Below are 12,973 nucleotides of genomic sequence, written 5' to 3'. Positions count from 1 at the left end.
TATGGACGCGCCTCCAGCCTTTCGGGCTGGCGTTCGCAGCAATGGATCACAAGGCTGGCCCGTCAGTGTGCGCGATTGATCGGCAATCATTCGGGACGAAAGTTGAAAGGCATTGTCATGAAACGCGTATCTCTGATTCTTACCCTTGCACTTGCGGGAGGTCTCTCGACCCACGCCGCTACCGCGCAAACGCTTAAGACGGTTAAGGATCGGGGCATGCTGTCCTGTGGCGTCAGTCAGGGACTGCCGGGCTTTTCGTCGCCGGACGATAAGGGCAACTGGACTGGCATCGACGTCGACGTCTGCCGGGCGATCGCCGCTGCGATCTTTAACGATCCCACGAAGGTCAAGTTCGTTCCGCTGTCCGCGAAGGATCGCTTCACGGCTCTTCAGTCCGGTGAAATCGATGTGCTGTCGCGCAACACAACCTGGACGCTTTCGCGTGACACCTCGCTGGGCGCCAACTTTACCGGCGTGACCTATTACGATGGACAAGGCTTCCTGGTGAAGAAGTCCCTCAAGGTCAATTCCGCCCTTGAACTGAACAGCGCCTCGGTGTGCGTGCAGACCGGCACCACCACCGAGCAAAATCTCGCCGACTACTTCAAGAGCAACAACATGAAGTATGAGGTAATCGCATTCGGCAGCGCCGACGAGACCGTCAAGGCCTACGAGTCCGGACGTTGCGACGTCTTCACCTCCGACGTATCGCAGCTCTATGCCGAGCGCTTGAAGCTGGCAAACCCGGCCGATCACGCTGTGCTTCCGGAAGTGATTTCAAAAGAGCCGCTCGGGCCGATGGTGCGTCATGGCGACGATCAGTGGTTCGATCTCGTCAAATGGACGCTGTTTGCGATGGTGGACGCGGAAGAGCTAGGCGTCACGCAGAAGAACGTCGACGATATGGCAAAGTCGGACAAGCCGGAACTGAAGCGGGTATTTGGAACGGACGGCAATCTGGGTGAACAACTCGGCCTGACCAAGGATTGGGTATCGCGGATCGTGAAAGCGGTCGGCAACTACGGCGAATCCTTTGATCGCAATGTAGGGTCGGGCTCTAAACTCGGCATCGCGCGGGGGCTAAACCAGCTCTGGAATAAGGGCGGTATTCAGTACGCACCGCCGATACGCTGATCGGCCGCGGCTGCGGCGATGAGCATCGAACCCCGATCACCACCGCCGCAGTATGCCGCCCGATTGAAGCGTGCGCTCGGCGGTCGTGCGGGGTGGGGCGGCTTTATCCTGCAGATATTGTTCGTCGCCGCGCTGGTCTGGATCGGCTACGAGATCGTGGCCAACGCACGCGCCAACCTCGAAACACAGCGGATCACCTCCGGATTTGGTTTCCTGGGCAATACGGCGGGGTTTGACGTCAGCCAAACCCTCATTCCCTATTCCGGCTCCGACAGCTATACTCGCGTGTTCCTGGTGGGCTTGCTTAATACGTTGCTGGTTTCGGTGATCGGCATCTTCTTTGCCACCGTAATCGGATTCATCGTAGCGCTGGGCCGACTATCGCCGAACTGGCTACTGTCGCGCATCTCCGGTGGCTATGTCGAACTGATCCGAAACCTGCCGCTGCTGTTCCAGATATTGTTTTGGTACCTTGCCGTGCTCGCCGCGTTGCCAAACCCGCGGCAAAGTGTGTCGGTGTTCGGGAGCATTTTTCTCAGCAACCGGGGATTGGTGCTCCCAAGGCCGATCGGGGAGCCCGGTTTCGAGCCGTTTGTCTTCGCTGTCTTGATCGCGATCATCGGTGCGATCGGGTTTTGGCGCTATGCGCGCCGGCAATTGTTCGAAAGCGGCAGAGTCATCAAGGTGTGGCCCTATGCACTCGGGCTGCTGATCGGGCTGCCGCTGGTGTCGGTGCTGATATTCGGCGTGCCGGTATCATTCGAGATACCGGTTCTCAAGGGATTCAACTTTGCCGGCGGCTCCCGCGTCATTCCGGAGTTCGTGGCCCTGACTGTGGCGCTCTCGACTTATACCGCGGCCTTTATTGCCGAAATCGTCCGCGCGGGTATTTTGTCTGTCCACAAGGGGCAGATGGAAGCCGGTTCATCGCTTGGGCTGCAGCGAGGTTCGGTGCTGCGCCTGATCGTCATACCGCAGGCGATGCGTGTGATCCTGCCGCCGCTTACCAATCAGTATCTAAACCTGACCAAGAACTCTTCGCTCGCGGTGGCGATCGGGTATCCCGACCTGGTGTCGGTGTTTGCGGGAACAACGCTGAGCCAAACCGGCCAGGCGATCGAGATCATCGGCATTACGATGGGCGTATATCTGCTGATATCGCTGCTGACGAGCGCGATCATGAGCTTCTATGGTTGGCGCGTCGGCCGGAGCATGAACGGATGACCGACATCACCGCATCCACCGCCTTCGTTCGCCAGGAACTCGTTCCCGAACGCCCGGCCCCGGTAAAGACTACCGGCTTTATCGGCCTGCTGCGCACCCGGCTGTTCAATTCCCCGACCAACATTCTGCTCACGATCATTGGCGCGCTGTTGCTGTGGCTCATCGTGGTGCCGGCGCTGCGGTTTCTGCTGTTCGATGCGGTCTGGACCGGCACTGATCGGAATGCCTGTCTGGCCGAGAACGTCGGGCATCCGGTCGGCGCCTGTTGGCCTTTCGTACAGGCGAAATTCAGCCAGTTCATCTATGGATTTTATCCGGAGCCGGAGCGTTGGCGGGTCAACGTCACTTTTCTGCTCGCGGCATTGTTGCTGCTGCCGCTGCTCATTCCGCGCCTGCCCGCGAAAGGGTTGAATGCCGGTTTGTTTTTCATTGCCTTTCCGATCGTCGCATTTTTTCTGCTGCATGGGGGCGGTCTGGCCGGCTTTGGCGTTAGCTGGACGGCGGCACTGCTTTCCGGCTTTGCGGACAGTATGATCGACGCCGGCCGGGCGCTCAGCAATGCGTCTCAAGGCACCGCAATTGTTGGTCCGCCGCTCGTCCTATTGGGCAAGTTCGTCGTCCTGCTCGGCAGTGCCGTGTCCCTCCTGATCTGGCCGGTGACCTGGCTTCGCGATCAGATCCACGCATCCGATCAGCCTGTGTGGATCGACTTCGCGTCAACAGCCGTAATCGTTTCGGCGTTGCTGTTCATTTTGAACGGGGGTGCGCGCAGCGGCTGGCGCACGCTCGTTGTCAGTCTCGCGACCTTTGCAGGAATGGGACTCGTGATTGCGGTGATGCACCTTGACCGGGGCGGCTTGCCGATCGTCGATACGCGGCTTTGGGGCGGCCTGCTAGTAACACTGGTGCTTTCGGTGACAGGCATCGTCGCATCCATGCCGGTTGGGATCGCCCTTGCGCTCGGCAGGCGTTCAACAATCCCCCTGATTCGGATTTTTTCCATTGCCTTTATCGAATTCTGGCGCGGTGTTCCGCTGATTACCGTGTTGTTCTTTGCGACTTACATGTTGCCGCTGTTCGTACCGACAGGCTTCACGGTGGACGGATTGGTGCGTGCCCTGATCGGAATCGCGCTGTTTGCCGGGGCATACCAGGCCGAGGTGATCCGGGGCGGGCTACAGGCGATCCCGCGTGGGCAAAGCGAGGCGGCGAGCGCGCTTGGCCTGTCCTGGTGGAAAACGACGGCTCTGATCGTGATGCCGCAAGCCTTGCGCCACGTCATTCCCGGCCTCGTCAACAGCTTCATTGCACTGTTCAAGGACACGTCCCTGGTCTTGATCGTGGCATTGTTCGATTTGCTCGGGCAGTTGCGGGCATCCTTTTCCGATCCAGTCTGGGCGACCCCGACCACTCTGTTCACCGGATTTGCTTTCACCGGCATGATTTACTTCGTTTTCTGCTTTGGAATGTCGCGCTATTCACTTTTCGTCGAGCACCGGCTGAATGCACATCGGCGCAGTTGAGCAAAATGACCATGACTGAAAACTCGATCGTCAGGATTTCCGGCCTCAACAAGTGGTACGGAGATTTCAACGTGCTGCGCGACATCAATCTCGACGTCGGCAAGAGCGAACGCATCGTGATCTGCGGTCCATCTGGATCAGGCAAGTCAACGTTAATCCGCTGCGTCAATGCGCTGGAGGAGTTTCAGGAAGGCGAGATCGTCGTCGATGGCATCGAACTCGGCCCCAATCTGCGGCGCGTTGACGAAGTTCGACGCGAGGTCGGCATGGTGTTCCAGAGCTTCAACCTGTTTCCACATCTGACCGTCTTGGAAAATTGCACGCTGGCGCCGATCTGGGTACGCAACATCCCGAAAAAGGACGCCGAAGCCGCCGCGATGAAATATCTGGAGCGGGTCAAAATTCCGCATCAAGCCAATAAATATCCGAGCCAGATGTCGGGTGGCCAGCAGCAGCGCGTCGCGATCGCACGCGCGCTTACGATGAATCCGAAAGTCATGCTGTTTGATGAGCCCACCTCGGCGCTAGATCCCGAAATGGTCAAGGAAGTACTCGACACCATGGTCGACTTGGCCAGGGAGGGGATGACCATGCTCGTGGTTACCCACGAAATGGGATTTGCGAGAGAAGTGGCCAATCGGATCGTCTTTATGGACGCCGGACAGATTATCGAGGCGAACACGCCGGCGAATTTTTTCGCCAATCCCCAGCACGCCCGCACCAAGCTGTTTCTCAGCCAGATTCTTCGCTAGAATTTGGGCGCTCACACCTTCTCGAACGGTACATTTACTTCGCGATGCCGCTCCAGCCACTCTGGGACTGGCAGGTTCTTCGATCGCATGAAGGCCGGATTGAAGAGTTTCGACTGATACCGATTTCCGGAATCGCACAGCACCGTTACGATCGTATGACCGGGACCGAGTTCGCGCGCGAGTCTTATGGCGCCGGCAACATTGATGCCGCTGGAGCCGCCAAGGCACAGACCTTCGTGCTCGAGCAGCTCGTAAATCACCGGCACGGCTTCCTCATCGGGAATGACGTAGGCCTGGTCCACCTTTGCTTCTTTTATAATAGGAGTGACCCGTCCGAGACCGATTCCCTCAGTGATAGATCCACCGGGCGTGGTTTTGACCTCGCCATGCTTGAACCATTCGTACATCGCCGCGCCCCGAGGATCGGCGACTCCGATCACTGCGTCTTTGTTTTTTTCGCGAAGGAAAGCGCTGGTGCCCGCCAGCGTTCCCCCGGTCCCGATTGCGCAAATGAACGCGTCGACCTTGCCGCCAGTCTGTTCCCAGATTTCGGGACCAGTTGAAACATAATGCGCCTTGGCATTGTCGAGATTATTCCACTGGTCGGCGAACAGGACACCGTTTGGCTCGTTCTTGCGCAGCTGATCGGCAAGCCGCTTTGCGACGTGCTGATAGTTATTCGGATTGCTGTAGGGCAATGCCGGTACTTCGACGAGCTCGGCGCCGCACAAGCGCAACGTATCCTTCTTCTCCTGGCTTTGGGTTTGCGGAATCACTATCAGGGTCCGGTAACCGCGCGCATTGGCGACAACGGCAAGTCCAATGCCAGTGTTGCCGGCCGTTCCTTCCAGCACCAGCCCGCCGGGCCTTAGATCGCCGCGCTTCTCGGCTTCAAGGATCATTTGCTTTCCGGCGCGGTCCTTGACCGATTGACCGGGGTTCATGAACTCAGCCTTGCCGAGAATGGTGCAGCCGGTCTGTTCGGAAGCTCGCTTTAGCTTGATCATCGGCGTGTTGCCGATCGCTTCGACTACGTCATTGTTGATTTTCATGTGCGTGAAATTGCCGATTACAAGCCGATCGCAAGACCCTAATGGACCTCCGCAAACCATACAAGCCGAGCCGTCATCGGCGTCGCGGATCGACAAAGCGCCGCTAGTCGGTTTCGGCTGGACAGCGGAAATTAATTCGATGCAAGGGGAGTGCGTTGGCACAATCTTGCCCGAAATGCGGTTGGCACAACCCGCACGCTGCGCCCGGAGCACAAAGTTCAACGAAACTCGATTGGCGCAAATTGGCGGCGCCGAGGCGGGTTTCCGGCCGTCGGACCGAGCGAAACTACATGAAATCTTGTTAAGCTTGCCGCGACGACTCAGCCGAGGTGAGTCGCAAAACGGCTGTCCTGCAAGGGAAAGCTCGAAGTTGATTGCCTTCACAACCGCGCCCGCAATTGTGGCGCCACAGGGGACAGCGGGCTCAAGAGGCTGTCCGCCCCATCATCGCCCCGCTAATATGCAAGCGAATAGAAGGAAGCATCACGGCGGTGAACACGTCGCAGCAAGTGCCCACAAGCTTCGGCCGTACATCGTCCGGCTATCAGTCCAGCCACGGATGCCGGGCGCTCTGCCAGGCGGAGGGGTGACGTGAGATTTAGATTCGCCCGTGCTGCCGTCGAGCGCCAGCGCCTCGGCATCGGTCGGTTGGATCGGGTGGCGGGAGGAGTTGTCGCGGTTTGCATTTTTGCAAGTTCGGCAGGCTGCGTCCTGACGCAAGACCTGCCGGATCCGGCGCTCGACATTCCCGGCGGATACAAGGCCGCGCGGCTGACTGGTCCGGACGCGCCGCCCAAGCTTGACTGGTGGCGCGGATTCCGCTCTTCGGAATTGACCCAGCTCATGGAGCAAGCCCAGACCGTCAATCTGGACATTGCGGCGGCGGTCGCGCGCTTCAAACAGGCGGACGCGCTGGCACGTGTTGCGGGAGCAGCGTTGTTGCCAAGCCTCAGCGCCACGGGCCAGGAGGCCTATTCGCGCACGTCAGGATCGAGCGCAAGCGGTCTCACCAATGGCGGGCGCGAGGTCGTCAACTACTCAGCCTCGCTTAGCGCCAGTTACGAACTCGACTTCTGGGGCAAGAACCGCGACGCGCTGCAGGCGGCCGAAGAAACAGCTACCGCGAACCGTTTCGATCGCGATGTGGTTGCGCTGACAACCCTCACCAGCGTCGCCAATGCTTATTTTCAGGTACTTGCCTCGCAAGATCGAATTCACACCGCTGAGCGCAACATCGCCAGCGCGACGCGAGTGCTGGAAGCGATCAAGCAAAGACTGGAGGCCGGAACAGGCACCGATCTCGACGTGGCACAGCAGGAAGCGGTTCTCGGTAATCAGAAGGCAGCCGTACCGCCGTTGCGCCAAACGCTTGCGCAAAACGTCAACGCATTGGCAACGCTGGTCGGGCGGCCGCCGGAAAGCGTGCGCGTTAAGGGCGGCTCGCTGAACGCAGTCTCATCGCCGCGCGTTACGCCCGGTTTGCCCTCGGAGCTACTGACGCAGCGGCCCGATATCCGGCGTCAGGAAGCCCAACTCGCTTCCGCTACCGCCAACGTCGGGAATGCCCGAGCGCAATTCTTTCCGAGCATTCAGCTGACCGGGCAGGGTGGATATCAAAGCTCGGCGCTGGCCTCGCTGTTTCAGCCCCATGCCGCATTCTTCAGCATGGTCGGCAGCCTGACGCAGCCGATTTTCGAGGGTGGAAGAATTCTCGGAAACTTCGAACTAACCAAGGCCAGGCAGGATGAATTGCTGCAAAGCTATCGCAAAACCGTGGTCTCCGCATTTGCCGACGTCGATACCGCGCTGGTGGCTATCAAGGAGACAACAACGAGGCTGCGGCTGCAGCGCGAGGTGGTAGCGGCATCACGGCGAGCTTTTGAGCTGTCCGAGCAGCAACTTCGGGCCGGGACCGCGGACATCATAACTGTGCTAAACACCCAAGTGACGCTATTCCAGGCCGAGGATGCGCTTTGGCAGGCGCAGCTTGCCCGGCTACTGGCGGTTGTCAGCCTGTATCAAGCGCTGGGGGGTGGTTGGGAGCCGAGAATGGAGAGGCCGGTCAATGCTCTTTAAGCCGGATCTGAACGAGACCGCCAAGAAGACGGCCGGCGACCGCATTGCCCGCGTGGCTTCGCGCGCGCGCCGCCGGACGGTTTCGATTGCGATTACGCTCATCATTCTGGGTGGCCTCGGCTACATCGCCTGGACGTCGTTTCAACAGAAGCAGGCCGCGAATCGCGGCCGCCCCGATTTGCCGGTGCCGGTCCTGGCTGCAACGCCCCGCATTCAAGACGTGCCTGTTTATCTCGATGCCGTAGGCGCCGTGCGCGCGCTCAACACCGTGACCGTCCGCTCGCAGGTGGATGGCAAGCTGATAGCCGTTAATTTCACCGAAGGGCAGGACGTCAAAAAAGGTGACGTGCTCGGCGAGATCGACCCGGTGATCTACAAGGCCCAGTACGACCAAGCCGTCGCGAAGAAAGCGCAGGACCAGGCCCAACTGGCCAATCAACGGCTGGACCTGACCCGGTATCAGCAACTCTCGGCATCTAATGCCGGCTCCAAGCAGCAGTACGATACGCAACGAGCGGTCGTCGCGCAGCAGGAGGCGCTGGTCAATGCGGACCAGGCGGCGATCGACAATGCTCAGGCAATGCTCGGCTACACCAAGATTGTTGCGCCGTTATCAGGTCGCACCGGCCTCCGGCAGGTCGACCAGGGCAACATCATTCATGCCGCGGACGCGACCGGTCTCGTGATCATCACGCAGCTACAGCCGATTGCCGTTCAATTTAGCCTTCCTCAGCAGCAAATCCTGCGCGTCAACGCGGCGTCGGCCAAAGCGCCTCTTAAGGTCGATGTGTTCGGCAATGACGGGACGACGGTGATCGACAGCGGAACGCTGAAGGGGATCGACAATCAGGTCGACCCGACCACCGGCACGCTCAAGCTCAAGGCCGAATTTCCCAACGCGTCTTTTCAGCTTTGGCCCGGGCAGTTCGTCAATGTTCGGCTGAAGGTCGATACGCTGTCGCAAGCGGTCGTAGTGCCGACCTCGGCCGTGCAGCGCGGACCGGCGGGAACATTCAGCTACGTCATCGGCCATGACGACATTGTTACGGCGAAGCCAATCGTGGTGACGCAGCAAAATGAAAGTGAAGCGGCGATCGCGAGCGGTCTATCGCCGTCCGATCGCGTGGTGACGACGGGCTTTGCCAATTTATCAGATGGCGCCAAGGTCATCATCGGCAGCGACTCCCAAACGCCTACCGCCGATCTCGCGCCGCGCAAAAAAGGCAGTCGTGGTCCGCAAACCAATGACGCTCAAGGAAAGGACGGAAAAGCCGAACGTCGCGCCAAGAAGGGCGAGAGCGGACAAGGCGGCGGCGAGGGTAGCGCAGCGCAGGGAGGCGAGCAGTCGGGCAGCGGAGCAAAGTCGCAGCGGTGAGTACAATTGGCTGACCTGATGCCCGAATTCTCAAGCATGAGTACGCATTGATGAGCGTCTCGGAACCATTCATTCGCCGGCCGATTGCGACTTCGCTGCTCGGCATCGCATTGTTGATGGGAGGCGCGCTCGGCTATTGGGCCCTTCCGGTTTCGGCATTGCCGCAGGTGGATTTTCCGACAGTCCAGGTCACGACTCAATTGCCTGGCGGCAGCCCCGATGTCATCGCCTCTCTTATAACCGCGCCATTGGAGCGCCAGCTCGGCCAGATCCCCTCGTTGTCGTCAATGACATCGACCAGCTCATTCGGGGTCAGCCAGATTGCCTTGCAATTCGATCTAAATCGCGACATCGACGGCGCCACCCAGGATGTGCAGGCCGCGATCAATGCCGCCGCGGGAGTGCTGCCAAGAACCCTGCCTTATCCGCCGACCTACGCCAAAGTGAACCCCGCGGACGCACCCGTTCTGACACTCGCGCTGACGTCGGACACAATTGCGTTGCGCGCCATGAGCGATCTGGCCGACACGATATTGGCGCAACGCCTGGCCCAGATTTCCGGGGTCGGTCGCGTCTCGGTGCTGGGTGGTCTCAAGCCGGCGGTGCGGGTGCAGGCCGATCTGGCACGGTTGGCCGCCTATGGAATCGGGATGGAGGACCTGCGCAACGCGATCGCGGGAGCGAATGTGTCCGGACCGAAGGGTTCGCTCGATGGAGCCCAGCAGGCTTATACCATCGCTGCTAACGATCAGATCGCTGCGGCAGAGGCCTACAAGCCGATCATCATTGCTTATCGCAATGGCGCGCCGGTCACGATCGGGGACGTCGCCGTCATTGTCGATGGCCTGGAGAACGACCGCACCGGCGGGTGGTATCAGGGCACACCGGCCGTCATCATCGATATTCAACGGCAACCCGGCGCCAACGTGATCGAAGTCGTACGCCAGATTCGCGCCGAGATTCCAAAGCTGCAGCGCGCGATCCCGGCCGGCGTGAACCTCACGGTGGTCAGCGACCGCACCGTAACCATTCGCGCTTCAGTGCATGACGTGCAGTTTACGCTGGTTCTAAGCGTGGTGCTTGTCACGCTTGTGGTGCTGTTATTCCTTCGTTCGTTGCGCGCCACGCTAATCGCGGGGGTGGCACTGCCGCTGTCGCTGATCACGAGCTTCGGCATCATGTATTTCTCGGGGTTTAGCCTCGATAACTTGTCGCTCATGGCGCTGACGATCGGCACTGGATTCGTGGTGGATGACGCCATCGTCATGATCGAGAACATCGTCCGTCACATGGAGAATGGTGAATCCGCGATGGGCGCCTCGCTCCGAGGTGCGAGCGAAATCGGGTTTACCGTGATTTCGCTGACGGTGTCGCTGGTTGCCGTTTTCATCCCGCTTCTGTTCATGTCGGGACTTGTGGGACGCATGTTCCGCGAGTTCGCGCTAACATTGACCATCGCTGTCGTCACGTCGGCGATCGTGTCGTTGACGCTGACGCCGATGATGTGCTCGCGACTGCTGAAACACGCCGGCGACGAGATGGCCGTTCCAGGACTTGCTGCAATTAGCCGGTTCATCGACGGCATGGTCGATTTTTACCACCGCACGCTGCTATGGGTGCTGCAGCGGCAGCGGGCGACTTTGCTGGTCACCTTTGCCACGATTGGCGCGACCCTGGTGCTTTATGTCGTGGCGCCAAAAGGATTCCTGCCGTTGCAAGACACGGCCTCCATCACGGCGGTGACCGAGGCCGGTCCCGACGTTTCCTTTGCGGAGATGCAAAGCCGACAAACCCTGGCCGCCAATGCCATCCGAACGGATCCGGACGTAATTGGCGTCGTCTCCGTCGTTGGCGCGGGTTCGGTCAACCCAACGACCAATGTCGGCCGTCTGGTGATGACGCTGAAGCCGCGGGGCGAACGCCGCGACGATGTTTCGGTCGTGGTCGCCCGGCTGAAAAGCCTGACCGCCTCGATACCCGGCATGACCATCTATTTTCAGCCGGTTCAGGATGTGCAGATCTCCACTCAATCCAGTCGATCGCTGTATCAGTACATCTTGACGGGCACGGATTCCGCGCAGGTGACCGAGTGGGCCAACAGGCTGGTCAGCGAGCTGCGCCGCGATCCGTTGTTTCGGGACGTTTCCTCCGAAGCGCAGGACCGAGGGTTGCGGGCGGCGCTCGACATCAACCGGCAGCGCGCCGGTCAGCTCGGCGTCAGTCTGCAGGGGGTGAACGATACGTTGAACGATGCGTTCGCGCAGCGGCAGATCTCGACCATCTACGGGCAGGCTAACCAGTACCGGGTGGTGCTGGAGGCGATGCCGGCCTATCAGCGTGATCCGTCGATCCTCTCAAAACTCTATTTGCCGGGTGCGCTTGGGGCCCAAGTGCCATTGTCCGCGGTGGCGACGTTGACGCGGACCACCGCGCCACTAGCGATCTCACATCAGGCTCAGTTTCCGGCCGTATCGCTCAGTTTCAATCTGGCGCGCGGGGCGGCGCTCGGGGATGCAGTCGATGCGGTGAAGGCAATCGAGAAGCGCATTGGCATGCCCGGCAGCATCGTGGGAATATACGCCGGTGATGCGGCCGAGTTCTCTAAATCCCTTGCCGGGCAACCTTGGCTGATCCTGGCCGCGCTGGTGACGATCTACATCGTGCTGGGTGTGCTGTACGAAAGCTATATCCACCCGATCACCATTCTTTCGACGCTGCCATCAGCCGGTGTAGGCGCCATCCTGGCGCTGATGCTGTTCGGTCAGGACCTTTCGGTGATCGGGCTGATCGGCATCATTCTGCTGATGGGAATCGTGAAAAAGAACGCCATCATGATGATCGACTTTGCGCTGGAGGCCGAGCGCAACCAGGGCATGTCCCCGCTCGACGCGATTGTGCAGGCGTCGCTGTTGCGTTTCCGCCCGATCATGATGACGACGCTGGCCGCGCTGCTAGGCGCGTTGCCGCTGGCCGTCGAAAGCGGCACCGGTGCCGAGTTGCGATTTCCTCTCGGTATCTCGATCATAGGCGGGCTGCTGCTGAGCCAGCTCCTGACACTGTATACAACGCCGGTTATCTATCTCGCTCTCGATCGGATAAACCGCCGCATCGAGAAAGCCGTACCGCCGGTCGGGCCTGAACTGCCGCCTCCGCCTATCGCCGGAGCCACCGAAGGGGTGCAGTAGTGGCGTCGATCTCGGAGCCTTTCATCCGCCGGCCGGTCGGCACCACCTTACTTTCGATCGGGCTGTTTCTGATCGGAGTGGTGGCTTATGAGTTTCTCCCGGTCGCCGCCGTCCCCAATGTCGACTTCCCGTCAATAAGGGTCTCCGCGACACGCCCCGGCGCGGATCCCTCAGTGATGGCCGCAACCGTGGCGGCGCCGTTGGAACGGCGGCTCGGAGAGATCGCCGGTATCGACCAGATCACCTCAACCAGTTCGCTGGGCACGACCAGCATCCAGCTCCAATTCGTGATAGGCCGGGATATCGACCGCGCCGCGCGCGACGTGCAGGCCGCGATTAACGCGGCGCTGGCGGATTTGCCCAGCGATCTGCCGAGCCTGCCGCGCTTCCGAAAGGCCAATACCGCCGCCGCTCCGGTGTTCGTGCTGGCGCTGACGTCCAAGACGATCTCCTCCAGCGCGATCTATGACGTCGCCGATACGGTGCTTGCCCAACGTATTTCGCAGGTGCCGGGTGTCGGCGAGGTTACGGTCAGCGGCGCCGACCAGCCCGCCGTCCGCATCGCGCTTAACCCGGTGGCGCTGTCAGATGCGGGCATCGCAACGGACGACGTTCGGCTGGCGATCATCAACGCCAATCCGCTCGGCCCGGT

The 12,973-nt window shown here is 60.2% G+C and carries 9 protein-coding genes; 8 read left to right on the top strand and 1 reads right to left on the bottom strand.

What is annotated here, in order from left to right; genetic code table 11:
* The first annotated feature begins 117 nt into the window (after positions 1–117).
* From VJV58_RS13430 to VJV58_RS13415, 4 genes are read left to right on the top strand one after another with little or no spacing between them, the layout of a single operon-like run.
* Positions 118–1,134, top strand: a complete 1,017-nt coding sequence (locus VJV58_RS13430; RefSeq protein ID WP_324137839.1) for an amino acid ABC transporter substrate-binding protein — start codon at positions 118–120, stop codon at positions 1,132–1,134.
* An 18-nt stretch (positions 1,135–1,152) separates the two neighbouring features.
* The gene (locus tag VJV58_RS13425) at positions 1,153–2,358 is read left to right on the top strand and encodes an amino acid ABC transporter permease (RefSeq protein ID WP_324137836.1); all 1,206 of its coding nucleotides are present in this window, start codon (positions 1,153–1,155) and stop codon (positions 2,356–2,358) included.
* Complete coding sequence (locus VJV58_RS13420) at positions 2,355–3,881, top strand: amino acid ABC transporter permease (protein WP_324137835.1); 1,527 nt, start codon at positions 2,355–2,357, stop codon at positions 3,879–3,881. Before VJV58_RS13425 ends, VJV58_RS13420 begins: the two co-directional genes overlap by 4 nt.
* Before the next feature lie 11 nt (positions 3,882–3,892).
* Positions 3,893–4,633 (top strand): amino acid ABC transporter ATP-binding protein, encoded by a 741-nt coding sequence (locus VJV58_RS13415; RefSeq protein ID WP_324137838.1) that lies wholly within the window; start codon positions 3,893–3,895, stop codon positions 4,631–4,633.
* A gap of 11 nt (positions 4,634–4,644) precedes the next feature.
* On the opposite strand, the gene VJV58_RS13410 is transcribed toward VJV58_RS13415, so the two are convergent.
* Positions 4,645–5,685, bottom strand: coding sequence for a cysteine synthase A (locus tag VJV58_RS13410; protein WP_324137834.1), 1,041 nt, complete (start codon positions 5,683–5,685; stop codon positions 4,645–4,647).
* Between the two features lie 657 nt (positions 5,686–6,342).
* Between VJV58_RS13410 and VJV58_RS13405 the strand changes: the two genes are divergently transcribed.
* From VJV58_RS13405 to VJV58_RS13390, 4 genes are all read left to right on the top strand, one after another.
* Entirely contained in the window at positions 6,343–7,761 is a 1,419-nt protein-coding gene (locus tag VJV58_RS13405; protein ID WP_324137837.1) for an efflux transporter outer membrane subunit, read from the top strand.
* Positions 7,751–9,136: an efflux RND transporter periplasmic adaptor subunit gene (locus VJV58_RS13400; protein ID WP_324137833.1), complete on the top strand. Its 1,386-nt coding sequence runs from the start codon at positions 7,751–7,753 to the stop codon at positions 9,134–9,136. Before VJV58_RS13405 ends, VJV58_RS13400 begins: the two co-directional genes overlap by 11 nt.
* Positions 9,137–9,186: 50 nt before the next feature.
* Positions 9,187–12,321, top strand: a complete 3,135-nt coding sequence (locus VJV58_RS13395; protein ID WP_324137832.1) for an efflux RND transporter permease subunit — start codon at positions 9,187–9,189, stop codon at positions 12,319–12,321.
* Positions 12,321–12,973: efflux RND transporter permease subunit (locus tag VJV58_RS13390; protein WP_324137831.1), on the top strand; the 653-nt coding region annotated here is incomplete at its 3' end. The genes VJV58_RS13395 and VJV58_RS13390, both read left to right, overlap by 1 nt.

Source organism: Bradyrhizobium sp. (assembly GCF_035273305.1).
GTDB lineage: Bacteria > Pseudomonadota > Alphaproteobacteria > Rhizobiales > Xanthobacteraceae > Bradyrhizobium.
This window is presented reverse-complemented; position numbering and strand designations above follow the sequence as displayed.